This is a genomic window from Muricauda sp. SCSIO 64092, from assembly GCF_023016285.1.
In the GTDB taxonomy this organism is placed as follows: domain Bacteria; phylum Bacteroidota; class Bacteroidia; order Flavobacteriales; family Flavobacteriaceae; genus Croceivirga.
Genome location: NZ_CP095413.1, coordinates 2,521,696 through 2,537,573 on the forward strand (window position 1 = coordinate 2,521,696; position 15,878 = coordinate 2,537,573).

A 15,878-nucleotide genomic window follows, 5' to 3' on the forward strand; every position below is an offset into this window, starting at 1 on the left:
GGTCCAGACCAGCGCAGAACAGTTACTCATTTATTTTTCGATATTCCGTAGGGGTTTGTCCCGTAAGCTTTTTAAATGCCCTATTGAATGAGGCCTTGGAATTAAACCCACTTTCAAAGGCTATTCCCAACAAGGTGAGGTTTTGATAATGGTTTAGGAGAATTTTTTCTTTTGCCGCTTCCACCCGATACCTATTGATGAAATCAAAAAAGTTCTTTCCTTCGAGACTATTGATCACCTGGGACAAATGGTTGGGTTGTACCCGTAACCGTTCGGCCAGATTGTACAAGGTAAGCTCCTTCTCCAAATAGGGCTTGGCCGTTTTCATGAGTTCCAAAAGTTCTTTTTGGATTTTTTTGGACCCCTTTACGTCCAGGCCCGAATGTTTATACTTCATGGAGTGTTCCCCCTTCATTTCCTTTTTTAGGGCATTATGGGCTTCCGAATGGAACACCACATTTTGGTGGCCCGTGAACACAGAGGGCTGATTGAGACCAAAATAGCCCATTAGGAAAATGAAAATACAAGTGGAAATATGTGCAATTAACCCGCCATATTGAGGGATATGCACGGTGGTCAATCGATCTAAGAGGAGACTACCACTGGCAATGGCCCAAATGATAAGGATTCCCCAACTTAAAAAACCGATCCAACTTAAATTCTTTTCCTCAATATTGGAAAAAATATGTGGGACACGCACCTGATGCCTTTTCAATTTGACCAGTACGAGCATCAGGTATACCAAAAGACTGCCCATTTTTAAAATGGTTATGGAATTTCTCAGTAAAGGGACCATCTCCATTTTGCCAAAGATTTGGATTACAAAAATCAAGTATCCAATACCAAAGGGAAGGAAATGGTAAGCATGTTTTCGATTTAGGCCAAAACCTTCTTCGGTCAAGGATTGGGTATATAACCACAGTAATGGCCCATGGGCGAAAATGGAGACCTCGCTGAACTCCAGTATTAAATGCTGTGCGTTGGAGAACGGACCAGTAGCCTCATAAAGTACAAAAAGGGACACTAGATTGAGTACGAACACCACCAACCAAACCACGAGGATGGTATTTGGCAAAGACCTATTCTTTCTTCCAAGAATAAGGGCAATGATAAAAAGGGTCAGGCTCCCACTGGCTACAAAGAGATACTGCATCTTTTTTTATTAAAAGTATAGAATAATAAAAAGGATGGGGTATCATTTTACAGGGTTTGGTCTCATGTCTCAGGGAAAAGGTACCAACCTTCATGTTGCAGCGCATGGCACCGATGGCTATACGTGCTTTGCAAATGAACTTTAAAATTCAAATATCATGGAGGTTGTTCCAATTATAAAAACCGAGGCACTGGGGAAATCGTTCGGTGAAGGTTCGAAAAGCAATACTGGAATCCATAATGTCAATATGGAGATCAAGGAAGGGGAGTTTACGATTATTATGGGCAGTTCGGGCTCAGGGAAATCAACGCTCCTGTATGTGTTGAGCGGGTTGGACCGACCCTCTTCCGGGCAGATTTTTTTGAACAACACCCCAATTCATAAACTTGATGAAAACACCATGACCCTTTTTAGGAGAAATCATGTTGGTTTTGTTTTTCAGGACCATAACCTGATTTCTGAGCTAAGTCTAAAGGAAAACATTCTCATTGTGGGCTATCTATCCAAGCAGGATAGGAGGGTCGTACAGACAAGGGCGGCGATGCTTATGAAGGAACTCGAAATAGAGACCCTGGCGGACAGACTACCGTCCCAGGTTTCCGGAGGGGAACGGCAGCGGTGTGCCATTGCCAGGGCCCTGATCAATACCCCTAAAATCCTAATGGCCGATGAACCTACGGGCAGTTTAAATTCTGCTGCCTCGGAAAAAGTGCTTTCCTGTTTTAAAGCGGTTCATAATGAAGGGCAAACCATACTTATGGTCACCCATGATCCCAAATCCGCCTGCTATGGGGACAGGGTTCTATTTATCAAGGATGGACAGGTAATGGACGCATTCACGTTTGGGACCCAAAACGATTTGGAGGCGCGCCATGAAGCACTACTGCAATGGCTTCGGTCCTTAGGCTGGTAATCCAAAAAAACAAAAGCACATGAAGAGCCTTTTACTTCTTAATTCAAAATACCTGATCAAGCGCAAAAGGGCGTTTGTTTTGGTGGGTCTTAGTTTGATATTGACCATTCTGCTGCTGAGCATAGCATTAAGTCTGCTCCGAATTATTGAACAGCCTTTTGACATTACGTTCAACAACCAAAAAGCCTCCGAAATCCTGCTGTTGTTTGACGTTCGGAGCGATGATAAGGATAAACTGGTACAATGGTTTTCAAATCAGGAGGAGGTTTGGGGAGTTTCAGAACCAAGTCCTTTTATCATGGTCAATGCACCCCTAATCCACAAGGGGGGCGAATTGGACCTGAGTGTCCAGTTAACGGAACACCACAGTGGCCATTTGGTCCAGGACCAGATCCGAATTTTAAAAGGGAAGAACACTGGCCACCCGAATCATGGGGAAATATGGCTTCCCACCCATTTTGAGGGAAATTATGGCCTTCAACTGGGGGATACCCTAGGGCTCAACCTAAATGGGGAATTGCGGGAGCTGAAGATTTCCGCATTTGTGGTCGATCCCCACTATTTAAGCGCAATTTTTAATCCTACCCGGGCTTGGGTGGCTCCAGGGGAGCTTCCCTTTTTGGCTCCACTTTCCGAATTGAACAATACTATGATCGGGGTTCGACTTAAGGATGGTGTTGATCTGGATGCGTTTTGGAAGCACTTCAATGCATCTTTTGATTATTCGGGAAAGAGCCTGCAACACCCCCTTTTCAAAAGGGCATTTACAAGCGTTTATACGCTCCTGGGTGCCGTTCTTCTGATTTTTTCGCTTATGGGACTCTTGATATCCCTGTTGATCATCAAGCATACTGTATCAAGTCATGTATTTTCGGACCACAGACAAATTGGGGTGCTTAAAGGAGTAGGATTCACCCCTGGAAATATGGTACTCCTCTACCTAATGCAATTGGGCATTCTTGCCTTGATAGCGCTTCCACTGGGTTTGGTGGTTTCATGGTTCGTTGTTCGTATGGTGGTCAATTGGATGGTGGAACCTATGGGCATCCCCAATTTTACTTACAATTTAAGTGGGCCCATTGCGCTGTCCTTTGGCATTGTTTTTCTGTTGGTTCTCCTGGTCTCCTTTTTTTCGGCTAGAAAAGCGGGTCTTGTAAAACCCGTTGAGGCCATTCGCAATACGTTCCAAAAAAAGGGAAATTCCGGGGGGAGGACATCCAGGGCCTTTTCTTCCTTATGGCTCCCACTCTCCCTGGTATTGGGCGGACGCCTTTTGAGTAGTAAAAAGAAGAATCTGGTTTTTATGGGACTACATATGGCCGGAATTGTTTTTGTTATCACCTTTTGTGCAAACATCTCGAATTCCTTTGATAAAATTCATAGCGACCGTACCTGCTGGGGTTTTGATAATGCCGATGTGGTGGTCAATCGAAAAAGCAGCATCATTCTTCCCCTCAAACATGGTGAATTGATGGAAATGTTGGGGACATACAAGGACGAGATACGATCGATTTCGCCATTTAACTACTCCAATCTGTTCATTTTGTCCAATGAAAACAAGGCCATCAAGGAAATACAGGGAAAAGTGTATTCCAATGCCCTTTCCAAAACAGGCCTGGGGAATATTAAGGGAAACCATCCGGTTGCCCCAAATGAGCTATCGCTCTGTATTGGTACTGCGGAGGAATTCAATAAGGGCCCAGGGGATAGTGTTGCCGTTTTTATCGAGGGACAAAAAAAGGTGTTCACCATAAGCGGAATATATCAGGATGTTGGGAATTTGGGACAGGGCTTTCGTTTGCAAGAAAAGGCAATGTTGGGGTTGAACCCCCTTTTTGAACCCCGGTTTTATGGCCTGGAACTGTATCAAAATGCAGACCGGGATGCATTTCGGTCTCAACTGGAAGAGCAATTCGGCGAAACCATCCAAACGGAACTGAGCGTTGAAGAAAGAAAGGCAATGGTGTCCATGGTAATGAATGTTCGGATGGCAGTCCTTACCATATCCCTGTTCTTTGTCCTGGTTCTGGTTTTGATTATTTACAACAATCAGAATAGCTACATCCAACAGCATAAAATCTCCTTTGTAAAACTCAAATCCCTGGGGTTCACCTCCAAAGACCTAAGGATGGTCCTGCTTTGGAAAACCGTCCTGAATCTAGGCTTGGGGGTGTCCATAGGAATTCCTTTATCCCTTTGGTGGAGTCCTAAAATAATGAATATGCTTACCGCCGATATTGGCCTGGTCCGTTTCCCATTTATCCCTTACCCCATTGGTATGGTAATGGCAATAGTTGCGCTTTTTGTCCTGGGGGGAACAGCCGCCTGGTTTGCCGGCTCGGCCATACGGAAAATAAATTTTAGAATAATCTCAGATGTTTAAACTCCTTGGGCTATGATACGTGAAATACGAATGCTAACATTTTTTTTGATTGGACTATTTTTTTTGTGCCCAACCAACCCTGTTGATGCACAGGACCTTCGGAAATTGGACCATTATTTAAAGGAGGTTTATAAAAAGCATATCATTCCGGGATTCTCGGTAGTAGTTGTAAATGAAAGGGGATTGGTCTACAAAAAAGGTTTTGGAAAAGAACGTTTGGACCGGGCCAAACCCTTTACCGGGCAAACGGTGAACGCAATCGGTTCCCTTACCAAATCAATGACCGCCATGGCCATAATGCAATTGGTGGAACAGGGGGATTTGGAATTGGATACCCCGGTGGTCCACTACCTGCCTTGGTTCAGGACGGCAAACAAAGACATGAGCGATAAGGTTACGGTTAGGATGCTCATCAATAATACCAGTGGGTTGCAGGCCAACCCGGAACCCTCTTACGACCTTTCCGATAATGCCTTGGCAGCGCTGACCCGAAACTTAAAGAGTATCTTTATAACCAGGGAACCGGGAACGGTGTATGAATACAGTAACCTGGGCTTCAGTGTTGCGGGATACCTGATAAGTCAGGTTTCGGGCCTGGCCTATAAAGAATATCTGGATAAGCGACTATTTGGCCCCTTGGCCATGAAAAGCACGTCTACCGACCCGGAAAGGTTTGGGGCATTGGGCGCTTTGGAAGGCCATTATCAAGGAATTTACCAAGCAACTCCTGCACTCCGGGAAAGACAGTTTGAGTCTGGGGAGTATATTCCCGCGGGATCGTTAACGCGATCCACAGCCAAGGATCTTGGAAACTATTTGATGGCCCTACTCAATCAAGGCAAATTTGGAAATGCCCGGTTGCTATCCGAGGAAAGCATTGCTGAAATGTGGTCCCCAAATAGTTCCTTTCCCGGACTTACGGAAGATGAGGGAGGTGATGGCAAGCCCATAGAATATGGCCTGGGATGGATGATATCTGAAATTGAAGGCAGAAAAATTGTCCATCATGGCGGAAGTACGGGAAAGATGTCCTCCATGACCATGATCGATTTGACCAATAACAGGGCAGCTACTTTATTGGCCAATATAGATTTAACCTTTATCGATCAATATCAGTACCCCACCATATTTAATTTGGTCAATAACATTCTACATATTGCCGCCGGAGAACCGATTACCGAATTTGGACGCCCTACCATATCCGATCCATCATTAAACGATTTTTATCTAGAGGAAGAACGTATGGAAAAGTACGTTGGTGAATTTGTTCAAATAAAAGGGGGTGATTTTTGGATGTATTTTGGACTTTCATTGGAGATAAGACGGGGAGATAAGGGCCTTGAGGCGATGATGACCAGGGGTAAAAATACGATCAATCATTTTAAATTGGATTTTGCCACGCCTTCCCTGGCCATCGGGCGCAATATGGGGATACCGCAAAGGTTCCAATTTAAGTTGACTCCGGATGGCAAGATGAAGGGGCTCTTTTGCGGGGGAGTGGAATATATCCGTGAAAATAAGCAACGCATGGAGCGGTATAAAAAAGTGGAACCCGGGCCCCATTTGGGCTTCTTGCTCCCCAAGGACTGGTCATTGCAAAAACTGCCCGATGGCTTTATGGCCAATGATCCCAATGATCCCAGTACGCGGTTACGGGGATTCGTAAAGGGTTCCAGGAAAAAAGTGGAAGATGCCATTGCTAAGGTTTCCAAACGCACATCCAATGAAAGTCCCTGGTTTGGCATACGGCAAGGGCAGTATGTCTGGAAACACCAAAGTTCGGTTAGGTTGGGTGCCCATGGAGAGGAGGTGCATACCCTCTTTTACAATGAAAAGAACCACATACCCATTCACTTCGAAATCACATCCAAAAAGGAAAATCATACCTTGATATTACAACAAGTGATTTCCCCATTGTTGAATTCCCTGGAGTTTAATGGTGGAAATCAATGAATCTTTTTGGGGTGTCATGATTTATGATCACAATCCGATTCGATTAAAAAAATCCACTTTATAGCTATCGCCTATGGGAATCCTAATGTCATGGACTATGATTTTGCTTTTTTGCACGGCATGAATTTTATTGATGTTTACAATAAAGGATCGATGCACCCGAATAAAATTATTGTTTGCCAATTTTGCGTCGATATCCTTAAAATTCATCAAAGTTAGAATTGGCTTTTTTTCATTGTCGATATGAATTTTCAAGTAGTCCTTAAGCCCTTGTATGTGGGTAATGTTCTCTAGTTTGATTTTGACATTGCCATAATCCGATTTTACAAAAATGAATTGATTGGTGTCCAAACCCAAACCACTGGCAGAGGAAACATTTTCGATTTTTCCCATTCCCCTACGTAATGCCATAAGTTCTTTTGCCCTATTGATTGCGGTAACAAATCGTGGAAAGGGAATGGGTTTGACCAGGTAATCAACGGCATTAAGCTCAAAACCATCCAAAGCAAATTCGGGATAGGCCGTCGTAAATATGAAAAGGGGCTTTTTGTCCATGGATTTCACAAATTCAATCCCTGAGATTTGTGGCATTTCAATATCCAGGAACACCAGATCAATTTTCTTGGTTTGGATCAGGCCAATACTATCCAAAGGGTTGGTAAACGTTTCAATTAAGCTCAATCCACCAACATCCTCGCAATACGACTTAAGAATACCAATTGCTAAAGGCTCATCATCTATGATTATACAGTTCATGAGGCGAGATTTAGTTCCAATTGTACGGAATAGATTCCGTCGTTTTTGTTTATTCGCAACATATGGTTTTCCGGATAGATCAAACGCAACCTGTTTTCTATGTTGCTCAATCCGATACCGGAATTTATTTTATCCTTACGGTGGTTTCCGATCTTATTTTTGACCTCAAAAAAGAAATCGTCCTCAATAATCTCCATTTTGATACTCACATCCGTTTTTCCGTTGAAATCCGTTCCATATTTAAATGCATTCTCCACAAATGGAATGAGCAATAATGGGGGAATCCTTTTATCCTGGTACTCTCCAACAATTTTAAGGTGAAGACCACTGCTATCCTGAAGTCGAAACCGTTGAAGTTCCATAAAATTTTTAATGTAGTTGATCTCCTTTGATATGGGAACCATCTCTTCCCTGGCTTCATAAAGCATATACCGCATAAGCTCAGACAGCGTGATGACCGCTTCCGGGGCTTCCTGGGATTTGTTCCGTACCAGGGAATAGATACTGTTGAGGGAATTAAACAGAAAGTGGGGGTTTAACTGCGCCCTTAAGAACTGTAACTCGGTTTCCTTACTTTGTACCTTGATTTCCTGATTGACCTGATCCTTCCTATAAAAATCCTTTACCAACGCCAAAATACCCCCCAATAGGTAAAATGCCAGGGAAAAGATAAAGGACACGGCATAAGGCAACTGTTGTATAGGGGCCATTCTCCTTCTTTCGTCAAAGGGCATTGTATCCGATAGTTCCAAGAATCTTTTGAACGGTGCCGGAAAAAAATACTCGGTAATGATGAAATTAAATGCCAAAATGAAAAGGATGGAGACGACAATATAAAGAAGCAGTTTTTTCTTAAGCAAAAGCTTGGGCACCAAAATAAGGTAGTTGACATATACCAATACCAGCGGATTGATTATGGCCCTTGGCAAAAAGTTGGGATCAATTTTTCCAAGCTGGGAAAAACTCATGCCAATGGGCAATGAAAAAAAACATATCCAAACGATGACATGAATCCAAACCTCCTTTATTTTAATGGTCCTTTTCAATTTCCTTTTGTTCGTGTACAATCCAACGCTTAATAGGCTATTTCATTTTGTTCCAAATCTACCTTGGAAATTCGGGGAGAACAATTCTTTTCCAATCTATGGATTACCAAGGAACCCACTTTTTCCGCATCCCTTCTTGTTGCAAAGGGTTTTCTTTCCGAAACTCCGGGAATCGTCTGCTGTTGTATCACTAATTTCCCCTTGTCATAAATACGGTACATCCATCCCGTACCCATTTCTTCAACTTGTAGCTCATACCCATTGTTCGGTTTTGTCCGTAAAAATTCAACGGAGGCAATCCCAGAAATTAGAATGATTACCGCTATAATCCAAAGCAATGCCCTATGGTTCATCAAGTTATCATTTTTAAACCGTATTCCATTTTCAGGAATACGGTTTATTACCAATGAATTATGAAAAAAATACTAAAAATGTATTGCTATTAGTCGTCTTCATCCTCTTCTTCGTTGGGAAAAAATTCACGATTGTCATCCAGGTACAGGTTTCCACTTCGGCCAAGGGCAAGAAAGGCCCTTGTCCCATTGTAAAAAGCTATTGCCCCTTGCCTTGTGATACCTTCATATTCCGTTTTTTCCTCCCATAGGTCTGTTGCTGGGTTGTACTCCCAGACACTGGTGGAAGCCCCAAAACCGTTATCTCCCGTGGCGAAGTATCCTCTATCGCCAATGCTAAATCCAACGGCATTGTTCCTAATGATAAAGTTGTCTTCATCATCATCCAAATCCAACAGTGAACTCCACTGTTCCGTATCGAGGTCAAATACCCAAAAATCGGTTTGAAACTGTCCGTTTGAAACACCGGTCCCCATATAGACCCTATTCCCAATGGAAAATGTGGTGGCCTCCCTACGTTTGTTGCCTCCAAAACCCACAAGCTCTTCCCAACTGTTGTCCGCAGGGTTAAAACGCCAAAAATCCTTTTTGTCATTGTCCCCATCAAAACCAGTACCTACATACCCATTTGTTGTGGAATTAAAGGCAATTGCACCCCGCCTTGGGGTCCCGGCAAAATCACCGATACTTTCCCAGGTGTTACTGGCAATATTGTATTGGTAAAAATCCCCCAGTTCATCGTCCCCGTCGTAACCGAGGCCAACGTATCCATTGCCGTTCAATGCAAATGCTACCGCGGAACTTCTTGGGGTACCTGGAAAGTCGGCCAGCTGTGCCCAGAAATTCCCTTCCATATCAAAGACCCAAACATCCGATAAACGGTCATCACCATCAAAACCAGTTCCCATGTATCCGAAGTTCCCGAGGGTAAAGGCAAAAGCACCACTACGCGGAGTACCATCAAAGATGGATCGGTCCACCCAGTTTCCAATATTTTCATCATCATCATCGTCATTGGAGCACGATACCATGCCAACGAATAGGATTCCTGCAGCAAATGCCTTTGTTAGGATACTTGTCTTTCTATCGTACAATTTGTCAATCATTTTAGTTCCTGTTTAGTTTATATTGAAGTCCCATGGAGAAATACAGGGATTGATTCGTATTGAACCGGTATAAGGAATCACCACCGGTATTTTCTACCTCAAGCGTATTCCCTGCGAGCAGCCCCAACTGCGTGACCGTTGTAATATGGGGTTGAATTCTATAAGTGTACGTAAGGGAAAGGTTGTAAGTGGTAAAATTTAGCCTGGTCCGGGAAATGGTACCCAATTCCGGGAAGGAATCACTTCCGGTAATATTATAGGAGTTTCCCTGTAACAGGGCACTTGCCGTTAATTTGTGCCGCTGATCAAAGGCAAATCCCATGAGTGTTTGGGGAAACCCCAACTGAAAATGGAATTGCTCATTGATTTTCTTTGCATAGCTCAAAAACGGGGTAATCGTGGGTTCTCCAAATAAGGTGTTCCTTGCTATTCCTATAGAGAAGCTGGATTCCTTCCAGTTTTTGACCATCCCAATCTTAAATGCCAGAATACTATCATCGAAACTCAAACCACTCGAAAAATTGGAGGACAGTTGGGGATTGAACTGAAAGAGCAAATCCCATTGGTTGGAAAGTGCCTTTACACCTTCCAATTTCAAGTTCACCAGATGCAGACGCTCATATTCTTCCAAATTTAATTCCCCGGGAACCTCAAAATATGCGAACCGGGTGTTCAAATATTCGATTTCAAAAAGCGAGGCCACATTCCAGACTTTCGACCTGTTCCTAAAGGTGTAGTGATAGGTCTCCAATTGATGTTTCCCCAAACTTGGGGCAACCCCATATTGAAATCCTATTTCGTTACCATATTCCTTTAGCTGGCCGTTCACTTGAATGAAAACTAGAAGGGTAATACTTTTTATCCACGTTTGTTTCAACGCATTATTTTTTCCCAAATCTAGAGTTCAGGCCCAGCCCAATTAAAAATATTATACAGGGGATTAATTTGTTATGACCAATTTTGACTTTTTCACTACAGATGGGGTCCTATCCATCTTTGTAGATGAAAAAGATGTTCTGGTCGAGAGAACTTCCCCATCGGTATAAATACTTCTTTGCATTTTTCTTCAAATGGTTTCTTTGCCCCAAAAATGGGAAAGCTCTCTCTTTGTGTCATACTATTTTTTTGCGTGGTCGCCTGTTCCTTTGACTCTGGCGAAATACCAACGTTGGAGGTCGGACAGGATTTCGTTGACTCCAATGTTCGATTGATCGTACTGGACACCTTTGAATTGACCATGAGCACGTTTAAGTTTGACAGCATCAATACTTCGAGCAGTAATCGATTGTTGTTCGGTAAATTCTTGGACGACTATTTCGGAACGGTGGAATCCAGGGCATTTTTTGAGCTCGTTTCGTCTGACGCAGCATCAGATAGCAATGCCTACGATATTTCTTCCGATGCCGAATTGGACAGTGTTGCCCTAATCCTGGGATATGATGACTATTTCTATCAGGATACCACAAAAGTGATACACCTTAATGTCCATAAGCTGTTGGAAGAAGTGGTCCCTGAAGAGGGTGTATTTTACAATACGAGTTCCTTGTCCTTTGATAGCATCCCTTTGATCGTAAAGGCGTTTCTACCGGAGCCATTGGATGAGGATTCACTTCATATTTCATTGCCAAATGAATTTGGGCAGGATTTATTTGATAAAATCCTGGACAATGAAATCAATAACAACTCGGAATTACGGGACAACCTACCGGGATTTGTCCTTGTCCCAGGAGCGGAGGACAACGGAAGCGTCATTGGCTTCTCCAGAAATCAAGAGGATACCTATCTGCGTTTTTTCTATTCGATCCCTGAAGAATTTGACGATACTGAGGAAGTCCTGGATTTAGTTATCAATCCATTCTCGAGTACCCCGACCGCCTTTCATAATGTACAGTCCTTTTCCGGGCAAAACGGATTGGATATGCTGGACGATCAGGAGACGGAATTACCCTCCACGGCATCGGGGGATTTGACCTTTATTCAATCTGCGACGGGATTTGCGACAAAGGTGACCTTTCCAAACATAAAATCCCTATACGATATACCAGGAACCGGTACCCTATTGAGTGCGCAACTACATATGAAACCACTTCGGGAAGCTGTAACCGATGATACCCCTTTACGGGATTCTTTGAGTACTGCGGTCATTGATGTCAACAATGTGATCATAGAGGAAATTAGAACGGGCACGGGACTGGTCCAAGGAGTGCTTGTAGGTGAAGGGGAAGAATTTGGGACCGTGATTTATGAAGTGCCCATAGGCATCTTTTTAGATCAAAAATTAAATGAAAGCCCGGAAACCGAAAACGCCTTGGTCCTCTTTAATGAGAATTTTAACGAAACCGTGAACCGCCTGGTTTTACAAGGAGAGACAGCCGAAGATTTTAGGGCGAGAATTGTCCTTACCTATGCCATTTATGATGAGTAGGGCCTGCCATATTATAGTATTGGGTTTTCTGGGGTTCAATGTAGGGGCCCAAACGAACAATCTAACCGGATCACCCTATTCCCTGTTTGGTCTGGGGGTTTCCAGTAGCTCAAACGTAGGGATAAACAATTCTTTGGGCAATGGGGGATATGCCATTTCCGGGGACTCATTTATCAACAACCTCAATCCTGCTTCCTATGGGAAATTGGGGGAGCGGAATTTTTTGTTCGATTTTGGGTTTTTGGCGGAAGTAAGCGAAATAGACAGCGGTAACGCAACGGAAAACAGGATAGCCGGGAATTTTTCCAATATTGCCATTGCCTCCACCATTGGACCTAAAAGTGCTTTTGGACTGTCCATTAATCCCTATAGTGATGTTGGGTATTCGGTCATTGGCATAGACAGCAATATTGAAGGCTCTTTTGATACGTTCAGCAGTAATATATTTGGGACGGGCGCCCTGAACGATTTGCGGCTTTCCTATGGAACGTCACTGACCAATACCTTTAGGGCCGGGTTTTATGCCTCCTACCTATTTGGTGCAATAGAAGAACGTGAACGTATTGACGCAAGTCAGGAAATTGCGAATGAGAGCACATTGAATATCCTTGAACGCAACGTTTACCGGGGACTACAGCTTGGCTTCGGGTTGCAATACGATATCTTTCCCAAATTAACCTTGGGGTGGTCCATGGATCTGGCAACATCACTATCGGCCAGAAGGGACCGTACCGTGCAAAAAGCATTGGATTTTATTCCCTCGACGGTAGAGGAGGAAAACGATGAAAAAATTGAATCCTTCGAACTGCCAACCTCCATTAACAGTGGTATTTTATACAAGCCCTATCCAGGTTTGGACATTTCTTTGGACTACAGTATTAGATTATGGAACGAGACCGGGCAAAGGGACAATGTTGGGGTTTTTGTTGATGAACACAATTATTCGGTCGGCATACAATATGTGGCCGATCCCAACAGCTATCGCTATGCCAAAAGAATAAAGTACAGGGCCGGGTTCAATTATAACACAGGCTATTTGGAGATCAACCAAAATCCTGTGGAGGCCTATAATATAACCGCGGGAATAGGAATTCCATTGGGGCTTCGTTCCCTTTCCCATCTCAATGTTTCGTACGGCTTTCAAAATAGGGGCGCTACCACCGGGATTTTAATTGAAGAAAATGTCCATACCGTGAACATAAACTTCAGTCTTAGGGATATATGGTTTGTGAAACGAAAGATTGACTAAGGAAGTATGTACAAATGGACGGATTTTGTCTACCAAATCGAATTTCCCGATTCGTGCGATGTAAAACGGGACAGGTATGGAATTTTAGCCCACAGGTCTAAAACTTTTTTATGTACTAATGACTACCTCTAATTTCAGAAATGTAAAATTGAGAAAAGCAATACTCCATATCGTCTTAGTCTCGGGCCTATGTGCCCATGCCCAAGGGGGGTTGATGGGTGGTGATTCGGAAGAGGTAAGCCTGGCAACGATAAATTTTTCATCCATTCCCAATTTAGGGGGAACGGAGGTGACCAATTATGGCCTTAATCTCAATTTTGGGATTCCACTAAGGAAAAGTATGGTAGGGTTCTCGTTGAGCTACCAAAATTTCGATTTTAGCTTTAATGAGTCCACCAACCTCATCGATCTTTCCTCCTTTGAGAACATAGATTTGGTAAGGGCAAATGTTTCATTCATCAAACCGTTAAAAAACTCCCTAAACCTAATGGTCTCTGGAGGTACGGCCCTGATGTCCAACTTGGAAAGTGGCATTACATCGGAGGATTTTGTCTTTAATGCCATTGTAGGGGCCATAAAAAAATGGGGGAACGATAACAGGAATACAACGCTTTTTATAGGAGCACTTTATGGCACCCAATTTGGGGAACCCAGGTTGTTGCCCGCAGTGTCCTTAAGCCAGAAATTAAACCAGTATTGGAGTTATTCCCTTGGTATCCCAACAACGGGAATTACCTACAGACCCAACAACAGGCATAGATTTTCCCTTTTTGCCTCTCCCCAGGGGTTATTCGGCAATAATTCCAAAACCTTGCCTGTTGATGGGGATAGGCTTCTAACCAACACCAAACTCCAATTTAACGGAATCAATACGCGTCTTCTTTATCAATACAGGTTCACCAAGCACCTGGCCGTTTTTGTAGAAGGAGGTTTTGTCCCCAATGCCGTGTTAAAGGTTCTTGATAATGACAATAATGAAATTCTTGATTTGGACCCTGATAGTGGTTCGTACATCAATGCAGGGTTGCGATTTGTAGTTCAAAGACCAAAAAATAACGATTTAAAAAAAGCGCGTAATGAAAACTAAACTAAGTATGGCCATGGCCATTTTGTTGGTACAACTGGTCATGGGTCAGGAAATGGACCCCAATAAAATGGCCGATTATCAAAACACGATAATGATTGAACAGCTCGATTTGAGTGACTCCCAAAAGGAACAGGTTAAAGCCATAAATCTTAAGTATTCAAAGAAACAAGCCGCATTGCTGAACAAGGAAGGTTCCATGTTCAGTAAAATGGGGGATATGAAGAAGATCAAAAAAGCAAAAAATGAGGAACTGGAAGAAGTACTGTCCAAAGAACAAATGGAGATTTTTGAAAATGAGATAGAACCGGAGATGCGGAAACAAATGAAAAGGCAAAGGGGGAGTTAATGGAATGAAGAAGCTGATAAAAATAGTTCTGGGCATTGGGATCATGGCTTTAGGGGTTTTTGTGTTTGTCCTAATGGGCAAGAAGGAAACAGCATTGGAACCGCCAAAAAAGAGCGGCCCGCCATTGATAGCTACCGCTTTGGCAGAACCCAAATCCATTTCGTACAGTATAGAAGTGACGGGAACGGTAAATGCCAAACACAAAGTTGAGGTATATAGTGAGGTCCAAGGGGTTCTATTGGCCGGTAAAACCCCATTCAAGGAAGGAAATACATTTTATGGAAACGAAACATTACTGCAACTGGACGACCGGGAATATCGGGCCCAACTTTTATCCAACAAAAGTAGTCTGGTAAGTCAGATAGCGGCCATGTTGCCCGATATGGAAATGGAATTTCCCGAAGCATCCAAAAAGTGGGAGCACTACCTCAAGACTTTTGAAATGGATGGTCCATTGGAAGTTTTGCCGGATACCTCATCCGATCTCGAAAAATTCTTTTTAATGGGCAAGGGGGTTTTCCAGACGTATTACAATGTAAAAAATCAACAGGAACGCGCTTTAAAATACACGATTAAAGCACCATTTACGGGAACGGTGACCGAATCCAATGTCAATCCCGGGACTTTGGTGCGCAGCGGCCAAAAATTGGGGGAATTCATTGACCCTTCGGTCTTCGAGTTAAAATTGGCCATACCGGCAACGGCCAATAGGTACATCAAAGTAGGTAAAAAAGTAAAGTTGTCAACCCTGGATGATGATCAGGAGTTTATGGGGGAGCTCAGTCGCATAAATGATAAAGTGGACCAGGGTACCCAGACCGTTGGTGCCATTGTTGAAGTGTCGCACAAGGATTTGAAGGACGGCCAGTATCTATCGGCCACAATTAAAGGGACGGAGATCAAGGACGTGATACGGATAAAAGGGAACCTCATATTGGAAAATGACTACGTCTATATTATTAAGGACAGCGCATTGGCGCTTCAAAAAGTGAGGCCTGTAAATTATTATCGGGACAGTGTGGTGGTCAAGGGATTAAGCAACCATATGATCGTATTGGACGAGGTGTTGGCCAACGCATATCCCGGAATGAAGGTGAATTATTAAAAC

Annotated in this window: 14 protein-coding genes; 8 read left to right on the forward strand and 6 right to left on the reverse strand. The window is 43.3% G+C overall.

The genetic code is table 11. From position 1 onward, the window contains the following. Positions 1-22: 22 nt before the first annotated feature. A complete protein-coding gene (locus tag L0P88_RS10630; protein WP_247134546.1) occupies positions 23-1,153 on the reverse strand; it encodes an AraC family transcriptional regulator in 1,131 nt (376 codons plus the stop codon). 157 nt (positions 1,154-1,310) lie between these two features. Here L0P88_RS10630 and L0P88_RS10635 point away from each other — a divergent pair, with 157 nt between their 5' ends. From L0P88_RS10635 to L0P88_RS10645, 3 genes are read left to right on the forward strand one after another with little or no spacing between them, the layout of a single operon-like run. Then, positions 1,311-2,066 carry an ABC transporter ATP-binding protein gene (locus tag L0P88_RS10635; protein WP_247134548.1) on the forward strand — a complete coding sequence of 252 codons (756 nt, stop codon included), beginning with the start codon at positions 1,311-1,313 and terminating at the stop codon, positions 2,064-2,066. 19 nt (positions 2,067-2,085) lie between these two features. Next, complete coding sequence (locus tag L0P88_RS10640) at positions 2,086-4,449, forward strand: ABC transporter permease (RefSeq protein WP_247134549.1); 2,364 nt, start codon at positions 2,086-2,088, stop codon at positions 4,447-4,449. 12 nt (positions 4,450-4,461) lie between these two features. Then, positions 4,462-6,402 (forward strand): serine hydrolase domain-containing protein, encoded by a 1,941-nt coding sequence (locus L0P88_RS10645; RefSeq protein ID WP_247134551.1) that lies wholly within the window; start codon positions 4,462-4,464, stop codon positions 6,400-6,402. Positions 6,403-6,429: 27 nt separating this feature from the next. On the opposite strand, the gene L0P88_RS10650 is transcribed toward L0P88_RS10645, so the two are convergent. The 5 genes from L0P88_RS10650 to L0P88_RS10670 form a co-directional block, all read right to left on the reverse strand. Continuing rightward, the gene (locus L0P88_RS10650; RefSeq protein ID WP_247134552.1) at positions 6,430-7,158 is read right to left on the reverse strand and encodes a LytR/AlgR family response regulator transcription factor; all 729 of its coding nucleotides are present in this window, start codon (positions 7,156-7,158) and stop codon (positions 6,430-6,432) included. Next, complete coding sequence (locus tag L0P88_RS10655) at positions 7,155-8,204, reverse strand: sensor histidine kinase (protein ID WP_247134553.1); 1,050 nt, start codon at positions 8,202-8,204, stop codon at positions 7,155-7,157. The genes L0P88_RS10650 and L0P88_RS10655 overlap by 4 nt, the downstream gene beginning before the upstream one ends. Before the next feature lie 29 nt (positions 8,205-8,233). Next, positions 8,234-8,557, reverse strand: coding sequence for a DUF4907 domain-containing protein (locus L0P88_RS10660; RefSeq protein ID WP_247134554.1), 324 nt, complete (start codon positions 8,555-8,557; stop codon positions 8,234-8,236). An 89-nt stretch (positions 8,558-8,646) separates the two neighbouring features. Further along, on the reverse strand, positions 8,647-9,663 hold the full coding sequence (locus L0P88_RS10665; RefSeq protein ID WP_247134555.1) for a Kelch repeat-containing protein: 1,017 nt from the start codon (positions 9,661-9,663) through the stop codon (positions 8,647-8,649). A 1-nt stretch (position 9,664) separates the two neighbouring features. Beyond that, positions 9,665-10,540, reverse strand: coding sequence for a DUF6268 family outer membrane beta-barrel protein (locus L0P88_RS10670; protein WP_247134556.1), 876 nt, complete (start codon positions 10,538-10,540; stop codon positions 9,665-9,667). 213 nt (positions 10,541-10,753) lie between these two features. Between L0P88_RS10670 and L0P88_RS10675 the strand changes: the two genes are divergently transcribed. The 5 genes from L0P88_RS10675 (at position 10,754) to L0P88_RS10695 (ending at position 15,875) form a co-directional block, all read left to right on the forward strand. After that, complete coding sequence (locus L0P88_RS10675) at positions 10,754-12,088, forward strand: DUF4270 family protein (RefSeq protein ID WP_247134557.1); 1,335 nt, start codon at positions 10,754-10,756, stop codon at positions 12,086-12,088. Beyond that, entirely contained in the window at positions 12,078-13,337 is a 1,260-nt protein-coding gene (locus L0P88_RS10680; RefSeq protein WP_247134558.1) for a hypothetical protein, read from the forward strand. Before L0P88_RS10675 ends, L0P88_RS10680 begins: the two co-directional genes overlap by 11 nt. A gap of 148 nt (positions 13,338-13,485) precedes the next feature. Beyond that, on the forward strand, positions 13,486-14,424 hold the full coding sequence (locus L0P88_RS10685; RefSeq protein ID WP_247134559.1) for a DUF6268 family outer membrane beta-barrel protein: 939 nt from the start codon (positions 13,486-13,488) through the stop codon (positions 14,422-14,424). Next, the gene (locus tag L0P88_RS10690) at positions 14,414-14,770 is read left to right on the forward strand and encodes a hypothetical protein (protein ID WP_247134560.1); all 357 of its coding nucleotides are present in this window, start codon (positions 14,414-14,416) and stop codon (positions 14,768-14,770) included. Before L0P88_RS10685 ends, L0P88_RS10690 begins: the two co-directional genes overlap by 11 nt. A gap of 4 nt (positions 14,771-14,774) precedes the next feature. Next, the gene (locus L0P88_RS10695) at positions 14,775-15,875 is read left to right on the forward strand and encodes an efflux RND transporter periplasmic adaptor subunit (RefSeq protein WP_247134561.1); all 1,101 of its coding nucleotides are present in this window, start codon (positions 14,775-14,777) and stop codon (positions 15,873-15,875) included. Positions 15,876-15,878: the final 3 nt, after the last annotated feature.

Bases quoted from the DNA above. Each gene is read 5' to 3' on its own strand.
- L0P88_RS10665 (WP_247134555.1), bottom strand. From the start codon at position 9,663: ATGATTGACAAATTGTACGATAGAAAGACAAGTATCCTAACAAAGGCA.
- L0P88_RS10695 (WP_247134561.1), top strand. From the start codon at position 14,775: ATGAAGAAGCTGATAAAAATAGTTCTGGGCATTGGGATCATGGCTTTA.
- L0P88_RS10680 (WP_247134558.1), top strand. From the start codon at position 12,078: ATGATGAGTAGGGCCTGCCATATTATAGTATTGGGTTTTCTGGGGTTC.
- L0P88_RS10690 (WP_247134560.1), top strand. From the start codon at position 14,414: ATGAAAACTAAACTAAGTATGGCCATGGCCATTTTGTTGGTACAACTG.
- L0P88_RS10650 (WP_247134552.1), bottom strand. From the start codon at position 7,158: ATGAACTGTATAATCATAGATGATGAGCCTTTAGCAATTGGTATTCTT.
- L0P88_RS10660 (WP_247134554.1), bottom strand. From the start codon at position 8,557: ATGAACCATAGGGCATTGCTTTGGATTATAGCGGTAATCATTCTAATT.
- L0P88_RS10640 (WP_247134549.1), top strand. From the start codon at position 2,086: ATGAAGAGCCTTTTACTTCTTAATTCAAAATACCTGATCAAGCGCAAA.
- L0P88_RS10645 (WP_247134551.1), top strand. From the start codon at position 4,462: ATGATACGTGAAATACGAATGCTAACATTTTTTTTGATTGGACTATTT.
- L0P88_RS10630 (WP_247134546.1), bottom strand. From the start codon at position 1,153: ATGCAGTATCTCTTTGTAGCCAGTGGGAGCCTGACCCTTTTTATCATT.
- L0P88_RS10675 (WP_247134557.1), top strand. From the start codon at position 10,754: ATGGGAAAGCTCTCTCTTTGTGTCATACTATTTTTTTGCGTGGTCGCC.
- L0P88_RS10635 (WP_247134548.1), top strand. From the start codon at position 1,311: ATGGAGGTTGTTCCAATTATAAAAACCGAGGCACTGGGGAAATCGTTC.